This window comes from Chryseobacterium sp. UF-290 (assembly GCF_058245615.1).
On the sequence record NZ_JBSICB010000011.1, the window covers coordinates 140,983 to 160,449 of the forward strand.

The following is a 19,467-nucleotide window of genomic DNA, read 5'->3' on the forward strand; positions in this document are numbered from 1 at the left end:
ATGCGAACAAATGGAAAATAGGGTTGTAATTACCGGAATGGGAATTTATTCCTGCATCGGGACGTCTTTAGAAGAGGTCAGGGAATCCCTATATCAAGGAAAATCCGGTATTGTTTTAGACCAGGAAAGAAAAGAATTCGGTTTCAGATCCGGCCTTACGGGGGTGGTTCCAAAACCGGATCTGAAGAACCTTTTAAACAGACGCCAGCGCGTCAGTATGGGAGAAGAAAGTGAATATGCTTATCTGGCTACCATTGCTGCATTGAAGCAGGCGAACCTGAATGAGGAGTTCTTAGATACCCATGAGGTGGGAATTTTATATGGAAATGACAGCGTTTCCCAGGCTGTAGTAGAATCTATTGATATCGCAAGGGAAAAGAAAGATACAACATTGATGGGATCAGGTGCGATCTTTAAATCAATGAACTCAACCGTAACGATGAACCTTTCCACCATTTTCAAGCTGAAAGGGATTAATCTTACGATCAGCGCGGCGTGCGCAAGCGGCTCACACTCCTTAGGACTTGCCTATATGATGATCAAAAACGGTTTTCAGAACATGATCATCTGTGGCGGAGCACAGGAAACCAACAAATATTCTATGGCAAGCTTTGATGGATTGGGCGTTTTCTCAGCAAGAGAAGATGAGCCGGCAAAAGCGTCAAGACCTTTCGATGCAGGACGAGACGGATTGATTCCGAGTGGAGGCGCGGCTACTTTGATCGTTGAAAGTCTGGAATCTGCCCGGAGAAGAGGAGCGCCGATTATTGCTGAAATCATAGGCTATGGCTTTTCATCAAATGGAGGTCATATTTCAACTCCGAATGTTGACGGACCGGCTTTGGCAATGGGAAGAGCTTTACAACAGTCAGGTTTAAAAGCTTCAGACATCGACTATATCAATGCCCACGCTACCTCTACTCCAATAGGTGACGCCAATGAGGCCAAAGCAATTTATGAGATCTTTGGAAGTGAAGTTCCGGTAAGCTCTACCAAATCCATGACAGGACATGAGTGCTGGATGGCAGGTGCAAGTGAAGTGATCTACTCTATTCTGATGATGCAGAATGATTTCGTAGCTCCTAATATTAACCTGGAAAATCCTGATAGTGAGGCTCAAAAGATAAATTTGGTATCAAAAACAAAAAATCAAAAAATTGATGTATTTTTGTCGAATTCTTTTGGGTTTGGGGGAACCAATTCTGCACTAATAGTTAAAAAATTTGATTAAAAACATGGAAAGGGAAAAAATTGTTGCCATCGTTAATGATTTTCTGGTAAATGAGTTCGAGGTGGATGGAGATGAGATCAGTAATGATGCCAACCTTAAAAATACACTGGGCTTGGACAGCCTTGACTATATCGATATGGTAGTGGTAATTGAATCTAATTTCGGGGTGAAATTAGGAGAAGCAGATTTCAAGAAAATGGTGACATTTGATGACTTCTACACAACGATTGAAAATAAGATTGCTGAAAAAAACGCTTAGTTATTGAGTAAATCTTTATTCTATAAAATGTACCAATGTAATAATGTACCGGTGTACCTTTAACAGCTGCACTCAGAGATATTATTACATTGGTATACTGTTTATTATATTGGTAAATTATAGCTATGAACAAATGGAAAGGTAAATCTAAAGGGACGGTGCTGGGATACAGAATATTCGTCTGGTGCATTAGAAATATCGGGATCAGAAGTTCATATGGTGTGCTCTATTTTGTAGCTGCCTATTACGCTCTGTTTCAGAGAAAAAGCAACCAATATATTCTTTATTATTTCCGGAAGAGACTGAATTACGGTTATTGGAAAGCAAGGTCTTCCATATTTAAAAGCTATTTCACTTTCGGAAAGGTCCTGATCGACAAAACGGCTATTTCTGCCGGGCTGAGAGAAAAATACACTTATGAATTTGATGGTATTGAAAACCTCAGAAATCTTCTGGCTGCTAAAAAAGGAGGGGTTCTGATCAGTGCCCATATCGGAAATTTTGAAATTGCAGAGCATTTTTTTGCCGATATCGACTTCGACTGTCAGATCAATCTGGTAACTACAGATCAGGAAGTTACGGTGATCAAAGAATACCTTGAAAGTGTTGCAGTAAAAAAGAGCAATATAAAGTTCATTTATGTAAAAGAGGATATGTCTCATATCTTTGAGATCAATCAGGCCCTATCCAATAATGAACTGATCTGCTTTACAGGTGACCGTTATTTTGAAGGATCAAAGTATCTTGAAGCCGATCTGCTGGGAAAAAGTGCGAAATTTCCTGCCGGCCCGTTTCTTATTGCTTCAAGATTGGGTGTTCCTGTAGTGTATGTGTATGTAATGAAAGAGAAAAATCTCCATTACCATCTGTATGCAAGAGTAGCCCGGAATATTAAAAACAGGGATTCACAGGGGCTTTTACAGTCTTACGTTCAGAATCTTGAAACCATGGTGGAAAAATATCCGCTTCAGTGGTTTAATTATTTTGATTTTTGGGATGATGTTGATTAATTTTTCTACTTTTATGCCCTAAAACTAATAAAGCTCAAAACCATTTAAGATGTACTGAGAATTAAGGCCATTAATTAAATAGTATTGTCCAAATAAGATTTCTTTGCATACTGATACCAAAGTAATATCTGAATTTCTTAATTTTCTCAATCTCTTAATCATTAAACACATTTCCTTTGAAAAAAGAATATGACATACTTGTAATCGGCAGCGGATTGGGAGGTCTTGTTTCAGCTCTTGTTTTGGCGAAGGAGGGCCTGAAGGTTTGTGTTTTGGAGAAGAATAACCAGTATGGTGGAAATCTGCAGACTTTTTCACGGGATAAGCTCATTTTTGATACAGGAGTTCACTATCTCGGGGGACTTTCAAAAGGGCAGAATTTAAACCGGTTCTTTTCCTACCTGGAGATTATGGATGATCTTGAGCTTCAGAAAATGGATGAAGATGGATATGACAGGATCAGCTTTGGAAATGAAAGTGTTGAGTATCCTCATGCACAGGGCTATCAGAATTTTGTTGAGCAGCTGTCTCAATATTTTCCTGAAGAAAAAGAAAACCTTGAGAACTATTGTGAGGAAATTCAGTATGTATGCAGTCAGTTTCCGAGATATCATGTGGTGGGGAAGGACAATTACAACGAGGAGATCCTGCATCTCAATACCAAAAGATTTATAGAATCCGTTACCCAGAATAAAAAGCTTCAGTCTGTTTTGCTGGGGTCCAATTTTTTATATGCCGGAGATTCTGAAAATATTCCTTTTTATGTTCATGCCTTAACGGTGAATTCCTATATACAAAGTGCTTATAAATGTGTAAGAGGAGGAAGCCAGATCTCTAAACTCCTTATCCGAAAGCTTAGGGAATATGGAGCAGAGGTACATAAGCATTCCGAAGTTTCGGAATTTGTTTTTGATGAAAATAATGTTTTGACATCAGTAAGAACAAAAACAGGAAAAGAATATGCTGCAAAACAGTTTGTTTCAAATATCGAGATCCGTTCCACTATCAGGCTGATCGGAGAAGACAGATTAAAAAAATCTTTCCTGAATAGGGTTTTAAGCTGGAAACCGGTTTCTTCATGCTTTAGTGTTTATCTGGTTCTGAAGCCTCAAAGTCTGCCCAATTTCAATTATAATATATACCATTACTCATCAGAAGAACAGGTCTGGAGTGCATTCCGTTACAGAAAAGAAACCTGGCCGGAAACTTATATGCTTTCATCGACAGCTTCAAAGATCCATCCGGAATTTGCAGAGAGCCTGACAGCTATCTCTTATATGGATTTTGATGAGGTAAAAGAATGGGAGAATACATTCAATACAGTAGCTGAAGAAGATGAAAGAGGAGAGGAATATGAAAGGTTCAAGATTGAAAAAACCGAAAAAATGATAGAAGCACTGGAAAAGAGAATTCCGAATCTCAGACATGCCATTAAGAAGATCTATACTTCTTCTCCGCTGTCTTACCGTGACTATATCGGAAATTTTGAAGGAAATATGTATGGCTATATGAAAAGCTCGGAAAATCCTCTTAAAACAATGGTTTCTCCCCGTACTAAAATTGATAACCTGTTTCTGACAGGGCAATCTGTGAATATGCATGGGGTTCTGGGAGTGACGATTGGCGCCTTTAATACCTGTGCGGAAATTCTTGGAAAAGAAACGATTGACAGCCGTCTGAAGAAAATGACCTAATACAACACAAGTGAAAAAAACGAATATCCCTTCTTTATCTTACAAAAGGCTTTTTCTTTGCACTTTTTTTTCAGTTATTCTGATTTCCTGTGGCGTTTCAAAGTCTGTTCACCATATTCCGGAGGTCAGGCAGTATTCACTGGAAATCCCGAAGGTAATCAGGATCAATGACAGTACTTTCAGGTATCATCAAAATTATCTGACTAAAAACAAGCAGCAGCTCTGGGAACTTTACATTAAAGGAAACCCTCTGCAGCTGGGATATAACAATGGAGCGTTAACCCAAAGTTTAATGCAGAAACAGGAGGCGATTTTCTTTTCAAAAGTGGAAGGATTCGTACCGTCAAAATTCAGACAAAGACTGTTGAGAGGCTTTTTGAAATGGTACAACAGAAAGATGTACCTGAATGTAAGAGAAGATTATCAGGCCGAATTATATGGCTTGTCACAATATTCATCTGATCAGTACGATTTTATTGCCCCTAAATATTTGAGAAATCTTTATCTGCACGGTGCTCATGATATCGGACATGCTATGCAGGATCTCGCAATGGTTGGCTGTACATCCCTGGCAGTATGGAATGAAAATACAGAAGATGGTGATCTGCTGGTCGGAAGAAACTTCGATTTTTATGTGGGAGATGATTTTGCACAGAATAAGCTGGTGGAATTTGTAGAGCCCGAAAACGGGATTCCGTATATGTCGGTTAGCTGGCCGGGAATGATCGGTGTGGTTTCCGGGATGAATAAAGAAGGCATTACGGTGACGATCAATGCCGGAAAATCAAAGATTCCTTTAACAGCAAAGACGCCTATTTCCCTTGTTACAAGAGAGATCTTACAATATGCCCGAAATATTGATGAGGCGGTTGCCATTGCTAAAAAGAGAAACGTTTTTGTTTCAGAGTCAATTCTTGTAGGAAGTGCAGCTGATAAAAATGCGGTGATCATCGAGGTTTCACCTAAAAACTTCGGGGTATACAGAGTACAGAATACAAGTAAGGTGTTGTGTACGAATCATTTCCAGTCTGAAGCTTACAAGGATGATAAAAGAAATCAGAAACATATTCAGGAGAGCCATTCTGAATACCGATATGAAAAACTTCAGGAACTTTTACAGGAAGAAAAAAAGCTGAATCCGGAAAAGATGGCTTCCATTTTGAGAAACAGATCCGGATTAAAAGATGAAAAGATAGGCTATGGTAATGAAAAGGCACTCAATCAGCTTTTGGCTCATCATGCCGTTATTTTTTCACCTCAGAAAAAGTTAGTTTGGGTTTCTTCAAATCCTTATCAGCTCGGTGAATTTGTATGTTATGATCTGAATAAAATCTTTTCAGAAAAAAGATTGAAGCCTGATGATTTTTCAACGTCAGAACTGAATATTAGCAGAGATTCTTTTATAGATTCGCAGGAATTCAAAAACTATGAAGAATACAGGAAGGCAAGTGTAAAAGTAAATGCTGCTGTTGATCATAAAGAATTGCTTACAGATGATTTTCTTACCCATTACCAGTCATTAAACCCTGATTTCTGGAAAGTATATTATATGACCGGAAAATATTATTTTTATAAAAGAGACTATTCAAAAGCGAAAATTGAATTTGAAAAAGCCCTGACGAAGGAAATTACAACGGTTCCGGACAAAAAGGATACAGAAAAGTATCTGAAGAAAACCTTAAACAAGCTGAAATGATCCCGAAACATATCAAACTGCTCTTCAGCATTCCTTTTGTGATAATCATTTGCTATTCTGCTTATCTGTGTACGGTATATGGCTCGGTCCCTGATATGATTCCTATTCATAGCTATGGAAATAATAAGGACAGCTACGGCAGCAAAATATTTCTCTTTTTGCCAATACTGCTCAATCTTGTGGCCCTTATACTGATCTGGCGAATTATCCGCAGACCGGATAAGATCAGGTTTACCTTTGAAATAAAAGAAGAAGACCGTGAAAAAGTATATCATACAACCCAATTGGCTATGGTGATTCTTGCTATATTTGTTACGATACTGATGGGACCTTTGTCTTTTTCAGATGTTGTTTATAAATAATCTATCATGAAAAAATTGTTAACCTTCTTTCTTCTGGCATGCTCATTCTTTTTATTTTCTCAGAACAGAACAGATATCGGTACTGCTTTTATCAAAACTTTATTTGTTGATAAGGACATAGAAAAAGCTCATTCTTTTTTTGATCCTTCAATAGGGTCTCAACTTCCATTGGATCAACTTAAAGCAGTTACAGAACAACTTCAGACACAGCTCGGAAGCTTCAAAGAGATTCTGGAAGTCAATAACGAAGGAAGTACTTATTACTACTACTCCGGATTTGAAAAGTCTAAACTGGATGTTCAGATGACTTTTAATGACAGTAATAAACTGATCGGGTTCTATATCGTTCCTCATAAGACATTTGAAAAGCGGGATGAAAAAACTGCCTTAAAAATAAAAAGTGATGATATTGAGCTGAACGGAACATTGCTGATCCCTTCCTCCGATAATAAAAAAAAGCTGGTCATTTTTGTTCATGGCTCAGGTGCTAGTGACAGGGATGAAACCATTGGAGTGAATAAGCCCTTTAAAGATATTGCAGAATACCTTCTGGCCAATGGAATAGCTTCGTACAGATATGATAAAAGGACTTACTCCAATCCGGAAACGTTCAATGAGCAGTCGACTGTAGAGCAGGAAACAATTAATGATGCTGTAAATGCGGCTCAATATTTTAAAAACAGCAAAGATTATAAGGCTTATCAGATCATCATATTGGGGCATAGTCAGGGAGCCTATTTAATGCCTAAAATTGCAGAGAAGGCACAGGCTTCAAAATATATTTTCATGGCTGGAAACGCAAGACCTTTGCAGGACCTAATTGTTGAGCAGTATGAATATCTGCACAGCCTGGATCCTTCTAATGTTCCTGCGGAAGGAGTTAAGAAGATCAAAAAGCAGGTTGCATTTCTGAATTCCTCTCAGTTTAACCTGAATACTCCGGCATCAGAACTTCCTCTTGGATTATCTGCTGTTTACTGGAAGTATTTAAAAGATTATAATCAGCTTAATGAAGTTATAAAGATCAAAACTCCAATGTTTTTTGCACAGGGCGGAAGAGATTATCAGGTAACGGAAAAAGACTTTAATCTCTGGAAAAGCACATTGAAAAATAATAAAACCGCTGTATTTAAATTTTATCCTTCCCTGGGCCATCTGCTCATTCCGGGATCAGAAAAGCCATCCCCGAAAGATTATGAAATAAACGGACATGTTGATGAGGAATTTTTAAAAGACCTGACGCAATTCATTCTAAAATAGAATCTTAATCCTTTAAAGTTTTTATGAAGTCAATATAAAAATCATTGTGAGTATTATTATTTTGATTTGATATATTATATTTTTTTAATAAATATTATGTAAAAATGTAACATTTTATGTTATTTCCCTACTAACTGAAAAAATTGGATATTAATATTTGTTAAAAAGTAAAACTTATGAAAAAAATTCGACTTAGTGTTAAAGTCCTTTTGTTTTGTTCGCTTTTCAGTGTTGGCGTGGTTTCAGCTCAAAAATACGAGCAAACGATCAAAGATTACGTTAATTCCAGCCAGGGAGCATTTCAAAGGGTAAACCCGGAACTGAAGACCTTTAAAATTATCAATGTAGATCCTTCAAAAAGTTTGAAAGGAGATGTTGTAGGGATACAGCAGACGGTTAATGGAATTCCTGTTTTTGGAAGCTCTGCCAATGTACTGATCAGGGAAGGAAAAGTATTAAGTTTTGCGGATACTTTTATTAAGACTTATCCTACTGCAATTAAAGGAAAGGAAAACGGCCGAAAAGATGCTTTAGTTGCAGAAACAGCTAAAAAGCTGAACGGATCACTTACTGTAAAGGATGTGGACGGAAAAGAAGAACCTATAAAAACAAATGTTGTTTATTTTGCAAAAGGAGGAGAATTAATACTGGGCTATCAGTTTAATGTAGAAGAAAAAGGGACGAGTAACGTATGGAATACTATTGTAAACGCAGAAGACGGTTCCATTTTATATCAGGAAAATACAACGCTTTCCTGCAGTTTCCATCCTGGTGCTTATGGCCATGATCATTCACTGGAGGAATCTTTATCTGATGTAGCGGTTCAACCATCTGTTTTATCTGGTAATACAGCAGCATTGCAAAAGAATGCAAATTTTGTTTTATCACCTGACAATGCTTCCTATAATGTATTTGCATTCCCTGTGGAAGCCCCAACTTTCGGAAGCCGTACGCTGATTACCAATCCATGGGACCTGACAGCTTCTCCGGAAGGCTGGCATTCTGACGGAACAGACAGCTATACCATAACAAGAGGGAATAATGCCTTTGCCTATACTGATGAGAATAATACCAACTTGCCACAGTTCTCTCCTGACGGAGGGGTAAACAGAGCATTTGACTTCCCTTTAGATGTAACCGCTCAACATACATCCTATACTTCTGCCGCAGTAACCAATTTATTCTATACAACGAATAAAATGCATGATGTATTCTATAAATTCGGATTTACAGAGTCTGCAAGAAACTATCAAAAAAATAACTTTGGAAAGGGGGGAACAGGTAATGACCCTGTCCTTGCAGAATCCAGAGATGGAAGCGGCCTTAACAACGCTAATTTTAATCCTGGTGCTGACGGAACAAGCGGAAGAATGCAGATGTTCCTTTTTATGCCTGGTGATGCAAGATATCTTTACTATAATTCTCCATCAAACTATGTGGCAAGAACTCCGGTAGCCGCTACCGCTAGCTTTGGACCGCAGCTGATAGGGAATCCGCCTGTAACAGGAGATCTGGCTCTTTCAACTCCGGCAGATGCATGTACTGCCGTTGCAGCAGGAAGCCTTACAGGAAAAATTGCAGTGATAAATGCGGCAGGATGTGGTTTTGCCGTTAAAACAAAAAATCTTCAGAATGCAGGAGCAGTAGGAGTTATACAGTACCATCCAACCCAGAATACACCTGTAGGAATGGGAGGAACAGATGCTACTATTACAATACCTACAATCATGGTAGGAAAATCAGAAGGAGAATTTTTAGTGAATGACCTGACGAATGGGATTGTTGGAAATGCGACAATAAAAACTGAGGCTGTCTATAAAGATGCAAGTTTGGATAACGGAATCATAAGCCATGAGTATGGGCATGGAATTTCTAACCGTCTTACCGGAACCGGAAGTTCTTGTCTTTCTTATATTTCATCAAATGAACAGATGGGCGAAGGATGGTCTGATTTCTTTGCTTTGATGATGACTACTAAACCTGGAGATAATGCTTCCCTTGCCAGAGGAATAGGTACATTTGCTTCAGGAGAGCCAACAACCGGAGGAGGAATAAGACCGGCAAAGTATTCACCTGACTTCTTAATAAATGATTATACCTATGGCAGAACCAATGGGATGAAAGTAAATGCAAATTCTGTACTTGGACCGATTACAGTACCTGACGTTCACAGTATAGGCTTTATCTGGGCTTCAATGCTTTGGGACCTTAACTGGAAATATGTAGAAAAATACGGATACAACAGTAATGTTTTGGCAGATCCTAACAGCGGTAGTGCCAGAGTTTTACAGCTGGTAATGGATGCGCTTAAGCTACAGCCATGTAACCCGACTTTTGCACAGGGAAGAGATGCGATCCTTGCAGCTGATCAGGCTTCTACCAACGGAGAAAATAAATGTATGATCTGGAGAACATTTGCTAAAAGAGGTTTAGGGGTAAATGCATCAGCAGGAGCTCTTAATGGTTTAGCGTTCGGGGCAAGCCAGCCTTTACCGGAAATGAGTGACCAGGTAGAAGATTTTACAATTCCTGCTGAATGTGGAACATTGGCTGTAAATGAAGTTAAAAACTCTAAAGGAATTTCTATCTATCCAAACCCGGTAAGAAATGAATTCACAATACAGACTCCTTCAGATGTGAAATTATCAGGAATTACAACCGTTTCTATCTATGATTTTACAGGTAAGCTTGTCTCCAAAGAAAGCATCAACCTTAATAAACAAAATACGATTAGTGCGGAAAAACTGATCAATGGAGCATATATTGTAAAAGTTAATAATGACTCTATCGATTATACTCAGAAAATTATTGTTTCAAAATAAAAATAAGAATCATTATGATAAAAAGCCCCGGAATGACAAATTCCGGGGCTTTCTTTTTATATCGTTTAATATGATATGTCAGAGTGTATAGCGTTAATCATTATCCGGGCTCAGCTTATTGAGAAACAAGAAGGTAGCCGCTCCTGAAAGAGCAGATAATGTAGTACTTAAAATAAAGCTCCCGATAATATATTGCAGGAGGTTGTTCTTGATCAGTTCGAAATTCAGATCCTGGTTCAGGATATTGCTTTCACCCTGAACAAATGGAGCTCCCAAAAACAAAGAAGCAGCAATAATGAAAGGAATAAAGGGAGGAAGGCTCACGTTGGAAGCTATAAAAGCCAGTACTTTATTCAGCTTGAAAAGAACAGACAGACTGATGACAAGCAGCGTCTGAAATCCCCAAAAAGGAGAAAGCCCTATAAAGACTCCCAATGCGATGGAAAAAGCTTTTGTACGGTTGCTGCCGTCACTTTCCAGCACATCTTCTTTTAGGAACCTTTTAAAGCTTTTTTTTTTGAAATTATTCACGAAGTTTCTCGGAATAATGTATAATAGGGTAATCGTTACCAGAATCGTATTCAGGATACTGATCCTTGTAAAATCCTTGAAGGGCCTGAAATGAGAAACCCGTTCTGCCGGATCATAAAGCACCTTTATCGGGACATTCTTTACCGGAACATGTCTCCAGGCAGTTCTTACGATGATCTCTATTTCAAACTCAAACTTGGGAGTAAAATATTTCCCGGGTATTTTGTGTAAAGGATAAAGTCTGTACCCAGATTGGGTATCCTCCAGCTTGATTCCGGTCTCGAACCAGAACCAGAAATTGGAAAACCTGTTCCCGAAGCTGCTTTTTTTAGGAATGCCGTCCTGAGACATATTTCTGTTTCCGATCAGGAGTACATCTTCCTTTTCCTGAAGAAGAGCCTCAACAAATACAGGAATATCGTCAGGGTAATGCTGTCCGTCAGAATCAATGGTTATGGCATAGCTATATCCTGACTCTTTTGCCTTTCTGAAGCCTGTTTTCAACCCGTTTCCTTTTCCTTTGTTCTCAGGTAAGGAGATTACTGTAATCTGGGGATATTGAGTGAGGATTTGCGGCGTAGAATCGGTAGATCCGTCATTGACCACAATAATACTTCCGGTGTAGTGGAGAACACCGTCAATCACTCTCTTCAGAGTTTTCTCATTATTGTAGGTGGGTATTAAAATGCAGATCTTCTTTTCGGAAATTGCATTTTGTACTTCAGCAGGGGACATGGTTTTATTTTAAAGTAGCTCTTTCAGACTCTGTAATGGTTTTGGATTGCATAGCAAACCTTTTGATATAGTTTTTTAACGCTGCATTCTGCTTGCTGTAATTGCTCAGAAGAAACTCTTTATCATCTTTCAGGCTGCCACGGTATCCCACTATTTTCGGAATATTTTCCTGAACGCTTAATCTGATCAGGCGAAGCTCCGCATTATTCGGGTTGCTTTTGATGATGCTTTCCAGACTTGTAGCTCCTGTTTTTACCAATGCTTTTCTGTTGCCTTTCGCTATTTTTGCCTCCATGATCTTGGCTGCCGCCTTGTAGCCTAACGTTACGGCATCAGAACCGGATTGTTTTTCAGCTGTTTCAATGAAATTTTCAGTATTGCTACTGGAATCGTTGGCTTTGGCATAGCTGTTTCTAAGGGTTTCCAGGTCAGATTGGAAGAAAAAAATAAATGCCGTTACGAATGATAAAATAAGTTTCATGCCGTTAATTTTTTATAGCTTACTGACAACTTCAATGCAATAGTCTCGCCAAAAGATGTTGTATTTTTCACTTTAACATCCTCCCCATTTTCGTTAATATCCAGCTGAAGCAGTAAGTCAGGAGTCTCAAAAGGATTGATGATTGCCATAAACTTTACATTCGATGCTGTTTTCAGGAATAATTTCGAACCTGTAAATTCTTCAGTAAGCTCTTTGATGATCTGCATCATGCAAACCCCTGGTGTCACAGGGTTTCCCGGAAAATGTCCCTTAAATATATCGTGATCTTTATGTAAGCGGATATGAGCCGTAAACTTTCCGTCTTCTGTCTTTTCGTATGATGTTAATGTATAAAAATCTGTAAGAATGGTCTGCATGATCTTATTTTTTAAGATTAAATGTATAATAAACCCCAACCTGGAATGTTACATTCGTATGATAATTATTGATGTGTACAAAGCCTTTTTTTATTCTGGCTTCTACACCAATATTCTTTGTAATATCATATCCGGTACCCAATAATAATCCCAAATCTGCATCGGTAGGCCTTTCAATATTTTTATGATCGGTAAGAAGCTCCAGGGTCGGACCGAAATGGATGTTAAATTTATCAAAATAAAATTTATTCACTACAGCGGCTCCCACATAGGAAAGGGTTACTGTTTTAGAAGCGACAGCCGGGCTTTGACTTTCAAATTTCGCTCCCTGGCGTGTATAATAGATTTCCGGCTGAAGGGCATAGAATTTAGCAAATCGTATATTCGCCTGAAAGCCTATGTAAAAATCAGCTTTTGATTGTATATCGTATGTATGGGTCCCATAATGATAGCCCTGGTTATCATTATAATACCAGGATTCGTGAGCCGGACCGTCAGAAAAATGTGAAATATTGGCACCTAATCTGATTCCTGGGTTGAAAGTGACCTGTGCGAAGGACAAACCGGAGATAAGTGCAAAAAGTAAGAAATATATTTGTTTCATGTGGGAAATTATTCCGTTTCGGTTATCTGAAATAGTTTTATGCTGATCTTAAAGTCCCTATGCTGCAGGGCTAAGCTGTCTGCGAAGATATGCTTTTTTGCATCAAAAGTAAAATCGATTTTCTCCCTGTTATTCTTTGTGTAAATGACCTGTTTCAGAAGATTATCTTCCTTATTAAAAAATAAATAATACCTTTTATTGTCAATGTTGGAAAGGTATATCCTGGAGCTTTCGTTCTCAAAGCTCTCACTGACTGGATATTGTCTTTTTAAAAGCTGTCGGAAATCATTTTTCAGGAAATTGATGACTATTTTTTTATCCAGATCAGGAAGTACATAGTTCAGCTTAAAATCATGATCCGAAATCTCAAAATCAATCAGTTTATTCCCAAAATCAGAAGTTAGGGCGACACGGTGCGTTGTTTCACTGATCTTTTTGATGATCAGAATACCGCTCACATGATTCCTGTAAATATCCATCTGGCATTTATATACATAGTCTTCAGAAGAAGAAAAGTATAGATTTTCAACTGTTTTTTCAGCTGCTGAAACCGGCTTTACATCAGTAAGCTGATAGCTTTTGCAGGAAAATGCCAGTCCTAAGATGATCAGGCTATAAAGTAAATTCTGACGCAGGAATTGAAGCATTGATCTTGGTATTTTTGAAAACAATGTTGGTTGTATCTCCGGAAGCCTCTGTCATATTGACCTGAGAAACGGTAGATTGGTTCTTTGGAAAATACAGCTCGATCTGCTTAATGTATTTCAACAGTTGGGAAGTCTTGGGAATGAATTTCGCCACGTTGTAATTCCCATTCTTGAAATAGGTCACCGTAAATTCCGGATCACTGAACATCGTTCCGTTGGAGCTTCCGACAATCAGTTTATTGATCTTTTCGAAGGTTTTGCTTTTGGCATCTACCGAAGACTTTTTCCCCTGATCATTGATGTAGATTTTATTGCTTTTGAAAACGATGCTGTACTGATAAGGCCTGGTATATTTCCAGCTTAGCATATTCGGGGTCTGCAAAGACATTTTCCCGTAAGTCACAATACTTTTATCCAGAAAGTCCATCTTTTTGGTTTGGGTAAAATCACTCTGTAAGGTTTTGATCTCTTTTGTATCAGATGAAACCTTAGATACGAATGCCTTAGCCTCTGCTCCTGACATTGCCGTATTTTGGGCAAAAAAGAAACCACAAACCAATAAAAATGCCCCGAAAGCAATATTTTTAATCATTTTTTCTTTGAATTTATAATTGAGTCAACGGTAAAGGTTGAATACTTTTTGTCCTCCAAAAATACTAATAAATCTACCAGTACACGATACGTTTTTTCCGAAGTATCGTGGAGAAGGATAATGCTCCCTTTCTTCAGGCTTTTAGTGATTCTTCTGTAGATCTTCTTTTCATCATCGATGATGGTATCTAAAGAACGGACGTTCCAGCCGATGCTTTGTTTATGGGTTTTCTTAATTGCTTTTGCGATGTTCGGGTTCGTTACTCCAAAAGGAGGACGGTACAGGTCTGTTTTTAGATTTCCCGTATTTTTCATTACGGTATCACATTCTGTGATTTCTTTAATCATTTTTGAAGTGGATAAAAAACCTGTAGAGCTGGAATGGGATAGTGTATGATTTCCGATCGTGTGGCCTTCTTCAATAATTCTTTGAAAAGTTTCCGGATATTTTTCAATCTGCTTTCCGATGCAGAAAAAGGTCGCTTTTACCTGATGTTCTTTAAGCAGGTCTAAAAACCTGGGTGTGAACTCTGTAGGCCCGTCGTCAAAAGTCAATGCGACTTCTTTATTCCGTGTCCGTTTATGGGTAATACTGTTGACAAAATAATTCAATTCAATGTCAAACGATCCCCAGACTACAACGGCCGAAAATGCCAGAAAACAAAACAGATATACCCAAAAGCTCCCCTGAAACGCATAAATAAAGACGTTACAGAACAGGTAAAATAAGATAAAGGGGTAATGTTTCATCCTTCACTGTTTTTGAATTTAAATTTTCTCAATCTATACAGCTGCATTATCATTCCGGGCATTGCGAAGAATCTAAGATAATAACACTGCTTTGATTGCGATTTTACTCTTTTACCTTTTCTCCTTTTAGGCTCTTTCCAGTAATACCAAGCTGTGATCACAACCTGCCAGATGATTGTAAAGAAGCACATTTTTTACTGTGTCTTTTTTCACTGCATTGATCATCATTACTTCCGGAATATGTTGCTCTTTAAGAATGTGACAAGCTATAAAAGTCGAAAAACCACTGGCTGTATTGAATTCACCACTCAGGTGCTTATAATACAGCAATGCTGAATCAGAAAACAGATCCATTGCTTTGGTATAATACGCATCAGATTCTGAATCTCCACTGAAGCCTAAGATCACGGCATCAATATCCTGTACGGAAAGATTATTTTTAACTAAAAATTCCTGAATAAAGTCAGACGTTTCATCCAATTCCAATCTGTTTAAGATCTTAATATCTGTAAGTTTAGCGTAAGAAGTTTCTGTTTTTTCTTTTCCTACCACAAAGAAACCGGCACCTTCTCCCCAAATAACTCCTTTCGTTTCTGAATTCGGATAATTTACCGGAAGGTTTTCCTCTTTTTTAATGGTGTTATTGAGCTTGTAAAGCTCCATTGTTCTGTCGGTCTGTTCGTCTGTGGAGCCTACAAGAACGTTTTCTGCCTCTCCGTCATTGATCTGAAGTTGAGCATCCAGAAATGAAAACTCAAGGGATGACGAAGTGCTGACATAGGTGAAATTGTAAGCATGACATTGCAGTCCTAACGCAATTTGCCCTGCTACCGTATTATGGGTGGACTGAATAAAGAATGTAGGCGTCAGAAATTCTTCATGATGATCGATCACATTTTTCAGGAATTTTTCAGAATCCTGTGAGCATCCCATTCCGGTTCCTACAATGATAGCATCCGGCTGTGAAATGCCTGCTTCCTTTAATGCATAATGTGATGCGACGGAGCTCATCTTTACGGTCTTCGACATCCTTCTGATCATGGCAGGAGGAATGAATTCTTTGTAATTAGGCTCTATTGCTTTGATGATCTGTACCGAATTTTCCGGGCTAAGATTCTGAAGGATATTTTCGTTTAAAGTGTCCTGCACAGAGATACAGGATGCACTGTTGATGTATACTGCACTCATGATCTTGAGAAAATTAAAGTGGAACAGTTTCCTCCAAAACCAAATGAATTGGAAAGTACATGGTTGATCTCTTTCTTTTTCAATTCGGTAACGGGTGTCAGATCAAACTCTTCCATTTTTGTTTTGAAATTCAGGTTCGGGAAGATAAGGCCATGCTGCATGGCTAAAATTGAAAATACGGCTTCAATTCCGGCTGCGGCTGCCAGGGTATGACCTGTAAACGCTTTGGTAGAGCTGAATTCAGGAACCTTGTTTTCTCCAAAGATCCTGATCATGGCAATTCCTTCCGAAAGATCGTTATTAGGAGTAGCCGTACCGTGTACGTTGATATAGTCTATATCCTCTTTTGCCAGTCCGGAGATTTTCAAAGCCTGCTGCATCGCTAGAAACGCACCTTGTCCGTTTTCTGAAGAAGCGGTCTGATGATGGGCATCGTTGGCATTCCCATATCCTGAAAGGTATGCTAAAACGGGTTTGTTATCCTTTTTGACAATTTCTTCAGATTCAAGAACTAAAAATGCGGCTGCTTCCCCTAAATTCAATCCCTTTCGGTTATTATCAAAAGGCGTATTGTAAGAATCCGTAAGGATCATGAGCGTATTGAATCCATTCAGGGTAAATTTTGAAAGGGAATCTGTTCCGCCAACAATGACACGGTCCAGGACACCGCTTTTAATCAGTTTTGCCCCCATCATAATTGCATTGGCTGCTGAGGAACAGGCTGTACTGATGGTAGAAACCATACCTTTCAATCCTAAATGACCGGCAATTGCCAATGAAGAATTCCCGGCATCATGAGCGTCAATGTATTTTTGCTTTTCAGGATGGTTTTCGTAGGAATAAAAATATTTTTCAGTAATGTCCATGCCTCCTACGCTGGTAGAAGAGATCAGGCCGGTTCTGTATTCGTTGATATCTGAAATTCCGGCACTCTCTACCGCTTCTTTTGCAGCTACCATTCCCAATAAGGAAGTTCTTGTTACATTATTGTCTTCACCAAGCTTAAGCTTCTGTACCAGTTCCTCATTGGATAATTTTATTTCACCTGTTTTGATCATCCCCGCATGGCGGGTTTCAAACATCTGAATATCTGAAATTCCATGTTTTCCGGACTGTAATGAAATAAAATTTTCCTCCACGTTGTTCCCGATGGAGGAAATGATACCCATTCCTGTTATGGCAATTTTTTGACCCATTTTATTAAATAATGTAACAACGTATTCATGTAACAGCGTATCAATCTTTGGTATATTGATATACTGTTACATTGTTATATTGATTTATTTCGTTCTGTTTTCTTCAATGAACTTAGCCATTACCTCAATAGATTGGAAAATTTCCTTTCCTTTTTTAGGGTCGGCTAATTTTATTCCGTAGTTTTTATCAAGAAGAACGATCAGCTCCAAAGCATCGATAGAATCAAGCCCTAAGCCTCCTCCGAATAACGGATCTGAATCTTTGATATCCTCTACAGATATATCTTCAAGATTTAATACTTCAATAATTTTGTGCTTCAATTCAGTTTTTAAGTTTTCCATAATTTATTTAATTTACCAATGTATCAGTCTAACAATGTAACAATAATTGGTAAACTGTTAGATTGATACATTGTTACATTTATTACAAGGTTAGCAAATATACAAAAGCTTTGTAATTTTCCTGATATAATTCAACCCAGCCGCATAATACTTTATCGGCCTTTCCGGACTGAAGGATCTGTTCGGAATAGTCATTTAAAAATTTTTCATCAAATTCATCCAGAACAAAGAATGCGTTTTCCGTCTGCATTTTGTGCCTGATGCTGATCTCGCCTACACAGATGTTAGGCAATGTGTATACAAAGACGGCCGGGCTTGGAAAATAGCTTTCCGGATCGTTGATGCTTTCCTGGTATTTGAAATCGGTATCAAGGCTTGATGATCTGTTGGCAAAGACCAGCGCTGTCCTGCTGTGATCTTCATCTTTCAAAAGCGTTTCTGCAGCAAGGAAGGCCAGCTTGCTCAAATGGTCCATCTTGTGGAATTTAGGATAGCTGAGGTCTAAGCTTTTATATGCTTCCTTTGCAAACTCCTGGAATGCTTTGCTCTGGCTTTCAAAAACAAGATCTCCGTTGACGGTTATTTTTGAATGTTCTATGGTGCAGGTACTTATTTTCTTCATCAATGGTCCTCCCATCATTTCTTCAGAAGATTTTCTATTAATTTATTCTGAGCTTCAATAAGTTTTGAAATCTGCTCCTGATTTTTCAGGATACTTTCAATAAGTTCAGGAGATTGCATATGAATTGTGGAATCAGTAGAAACAACATAAGAAGTTCCTTCAAAAGTTGCATTTGGAAAATTAACAGTAGATATATTTTCTAATAATTCATAGATATCTGTTTCAAAAACCTCGGCAATCTTCCCCAATTTATCTATATTGGGTTTAGTCTGATCCGTTTCCCATTTGTTATATGCCGGTTGCGAAATATCTAATCGGTAAGCAGCATCGGCCTGTGACCAGTTTTTATTTTGTCTTAGCTGCTTCAGTTTGGTTCCTAAGCTCATGGAGGTATTTTTTACAAATATAAAATAATTTGAAATGATAACTGTTGGTTATTGATTTTATAACCAATGGTTGTTGTTTGTAGTTAAAATTTTGGATATTATTGCATCCATTATCACATCTTTGTGATAAAAATTATTATATTTAATCATAAAAAAATGCTTATGAGAAAAAATTTAATTTTTAGGCTCGCCCTTGTGGGGACCATTGCCTTTTCATTGCATTCCTGCCGTACAGAGGATGAAGTTATTTCTGCTGAGGAGCCAACCCAATTCCGTGCACCTATCACAATGTTTCAGAAATTTGATGAAAAAGTACAGTCTGATGCCAAATTCAGGAATGAAAATAGGCAGCAGGATGTTCAACAGCCGGCTGAAAGAAATAGCACTCCTTATATCTCTACCGTAAACATTCCTATCTCTGCAGTGAGCTACAAAGTACCTTTTAAGGAAACCATCGCTGCTTTTCTTGCCGATACTGAAAACAGTGCTTTCAGCCAGGAGTTTTACAGTAAATTTGGCAGTCCTTTCTATGCTGTATCTACTTACACTTACGGGAACAATTCCAAGGCTATTGCTTTTCCGCTTCTCAAAGGAGATCAGGTAACGGCTTTTATTCATGGGATTGTTACTCCTGCCAGGGACTATGTGCAGTTTACAGTAGTACAGAATACGGAACCTGCCAC

Annotated in this window: 21 protein-coding genes; 9 read left to right on the forward strand and 12 right to left on the reverse strand. The window is 38.3% G+C overall.

Translation table 11 applies throughout. From position 1 onward, the window contains the following. Window positions 1–10 precede the first annotated feature (10 nt). The 8 genes from AC4IF5_RS14185 to AC4IF5_RS14220 all read left to right on the forward strand — a co-directional run bounded on the left by AC4IF5_RS14185 (window position 11) and on the right by AC4IF5_RS14220 (window position 10,334). Window positions 11–1,231 (forward strand): beta-ketoacyl-[acyl-carrier-protein] synthase family protein, encoded by a 1,221-nt coding sequence (locus tag AC4IF5_RS14185; protein ID WP_490735571.1) that lies wholly within the window; start codon window positions 11–13, stop codon window positions 1,229–1,231. 4 nt (window positions 1,232–1,235) lie between these two features. After that, window positions 1,236–1,490 carry an acyl carrier protein gene (locus AC4IF5_RS14190; RefSeq protein ID WP_047377388.1) on the forward strand — a complete coding sequence of 85 codons (255 nt, stop codon included), beginning with the start codon at window positions 1,236–1,238 and terminating at the stop codon, window positions 1,488–1,490. A gap of 125 nt (window positions 1,491–1,615) precedes the next feature. Further along, complete coding sequence (locus tag AC4IF5_RS14195; protein ID WP_490735573.1) at window positions 1,616–2,500, forward strand: lysophospholipid acyltransferase family protein; 885 nt, start codon at window positions 1,616–1,618, stop codon at window positions 2,498–2,500. A gap of 176 nt (window positions 2,501–2,676) precedes the next feature. Further along, window positions 2,677–4,194, forward strand: coding sequence for a phytoene desaturase family protein (locus AC4IF5_RS14200; RefSeq protein ID WP_490735575.1), 1,518 nt, complete (start codon window positions 2,677–2,679; stop codon window positions 4,192–4,194). Between the two features lie 10 nt (window positions 4,195–4,204). Next, a complete protein-coding gene (locus AC4IF5_RS14205) occupies window positions 4,205–5,890 on the forward strand; it encodes a C45 family autoproteolytic acyltransferase/hydrolase (protein ID WP_490735577.1) in 1,686 nt (561 codons plus the stop codon). Continuing rightward, window positions 5,887–6,252, forward strand: a complete 366-nt coding sequence (locus tag AC4IF5_RS14210; protein ID WP_490735579.1) for an SdpI family protein — start codon at window positions 5,887–5,889, stop codon at window positions 6,250–6,252. The genes AC4IF5_RS14205 and AC4IF5_RS14210 overlap by 4 nt, the downstream gene beginning before the upstream one ends. Before the next feature lie 6 nt (window positions 6,253–6,258). Then, on the forward strand, window positions 6,259–7,512 hold the full coding sequence (locus tag AC4IF5_RS14215) for an alpha/beta hydrolase (protein WP_490735581.1): 1,254 nt from the start codon (window positions 6,259–6,261) through the stop codon (window positions 7,510–7,512). Between the two features lie 176 nt (window positions 7,513–7,688). Next, complete coding sequence (locus AC4IF5_RS14220) at window positions 7,689–10,334, forward strand: T9SS-dependent M36 family metallopeptidase (protein WP_490735582.1); 2,646 nt, start codon at window positions 7,689–7,691, stop codon at window positions 10,332–10,334. 93 nt (window positions 10,335–10,427) lie between these two features. On the opposite strand, the gene AC4IF5_RS14225 is transcribed toward AC4IF5_RS14220, so the two are convergent. From AC4IF5_RS14225 to AC4IF5_RS14280, 12 genes are all read right to left on the reverse strand, one after another. Continuing rightward, window positions 10,428–11,600: a DUF2062 domain-containing protein gene (locus tag AC4IF5_RS14225; RefSeq protein ID WP_490735584.1), complete on the reverse strand. Its 1,173-nt coding sequence runs from the start codon at window positions 11,598–11,600 to the stop codon at window positions 10,428–10,430. Window positions 11,601–11,604: 4 nt separating this feature from the next. After that, the gene (locus AC4IF5_RS14230) at window positions 11,605–12,081 is read right to left on the reverse strand and encodes a hypothetical protein (protein ID WP_490735585.1); all 477 of its coding nucleotides are present in this window, start codon (window positions 12,079–12,081) and stop codon (window positions 11,605–11,607) included. Then, window positions 12,078–12,458 carry an ApeI family dehydratase gene (locus AC4IF5_RS14235; RefSeq protein WP_490735587.1) on the reverse strand — a complete coding sequence of 127 codons (381 nt, stop codon included), beginning with the start codon at window positions 12,456–12,458 and terminating at the stop codon, window positions 12,078–12,080. Before AC4IF5_RS14235 ends, AC4IF5_RS14230 begins: the two co-directional genes overlap by 4 nt. A gap of 4 nt (window positions 12,459–12,462) precedes the next feature. Beyond that, window positions 12,463–13,062: an outer membrane beta-barrel protein gene (locus tag AC4IF5_RS14240; RefSeq protein WP_490735589.1), complete on the reverse strand. Its 600-nt coding sequence runs from the start codon at window positions 13,060–13,062 to the stop codon at window positions 12,463–12,465. Between the two features lie 8 nt (window positions 13,063–13,070). Beyond that, window positions 13,071–13,709, reverse strand: coding sequence for a flexirubin biosynthesis protein LolB2 (gene lolB2, locus AC4IF5_RS14245; RefSeq protein ID WP_490735591.1), 639 nt, complete (start codon window positions 13,707–13,709; stop codon window positions 13,071–13,073). Further along, entirely contained in the window at window positions 13,675–14,301 is a 627-nt protein-coding gene (gene lolA2 / locus AC4IF5_RS14250; RefSeq protein WP_490735593.1) for a flexirubin biosynthesis/transport protein LolA2, read from the reverse strand. The genes lolB2 and lolA2 overlap by 35 nt, the downstream gene beginning before the upstream one ends. Next, a complete protein-coding gene (locus AC4IF5_RS14255; protein WP_490735595.1) occupies window positions 14,298–15,050 on the reverse strand; it encodes a polysaccharide deacetylase family protein in 753 nt (250 codons plus the stop codon). Before AC4IF5_RS14255 ends, lolA2 begins: the two co-directional genes overlap by 4 nt. Window positions 15,051–15,176: 126 nt before the next feature. After that, window positions 15,177–16,238 (reverse strand): beta-ketoacyl synthase N-terminal-like domain-containing protein, encoded by a 1,062-nt coding sequence (locus AC4IF5_RS14260; RefSeq protein ID WP_490735597.1) that lies wholly within the window; start codon window positions 16,236–16,238, stop codon window positions 15,177–15,179. Continuing rightward, complete coding sequence (locus AC4IF5_RS14265; protein ID WP_490735599.1) at window positions 16,235–17,434, reverse strand: beta-ketoacyl-[acyl-carrier-protein] synthase family protein; 1,200 nt, start codon at window positions 17,432–17,434, stop codon at window positions 16,235–16,237. Before AC4IF5_RS14265 ends, AC4IF5_RS14260 begins: the two co-directional genes overlap by 4 nt. A gap of 84 nt (window positions 17,435–17,518) precedes the next feature. Beyond that, on the reverse strand, window positions 17,519–17,776 hold the full coding sequence (locus AC4IF5_RS14270; protein WP_490735601.1) for a phosphopantetheine-binding protein: 258 nt from the start codon (window positions 17,774–17,776) through the stop codon (window positions 17,519–17,521). An 82-nt stretch (window positions 17,777–17,858) separates the two neighbouring features. Next, a complete protein-coding gene (locus AC4IF5_RS14275) occupies window positions 17,859–18,413 on the reverse strand; it encodes a 3-oxoacyl-ACP synthase (protein ID WP_490735613.1) in 555 nt (184 codons plus the stop codon). Further along, window positions 18,413–18,784 carry a helix-turn-helix domain-containing protein gene (locus AC4IF5_RS14280; protein ID WP_490735603.1) on the reverse strand — a complete coding sequence of 124 codons (372 nt, stop codon included), beginning with the start codon at window positions 18,782–18,784 and terminating at the stop codon, window positions 18,413–18,415. Before AC4IF5_RS14280 ends, AC4IF5_RS14275 begins: the two co-directional genes overlap by 1 nt. A 162-nt stretch (window positions 18,785–18,946) precedes the next feature. On the opposite strand from AC4IF5_RS14280, the gene AC4IF5_RS14285 reads away from it, so the two are divergent. Beyond that, window positions 18,947–19,467: hypothetical protein (locus AC4IF5_RS14285; RefSeq protein WP_490735605.1), on the forward strand; the 521-nt coding region annotated here is incomplete at its 3' end.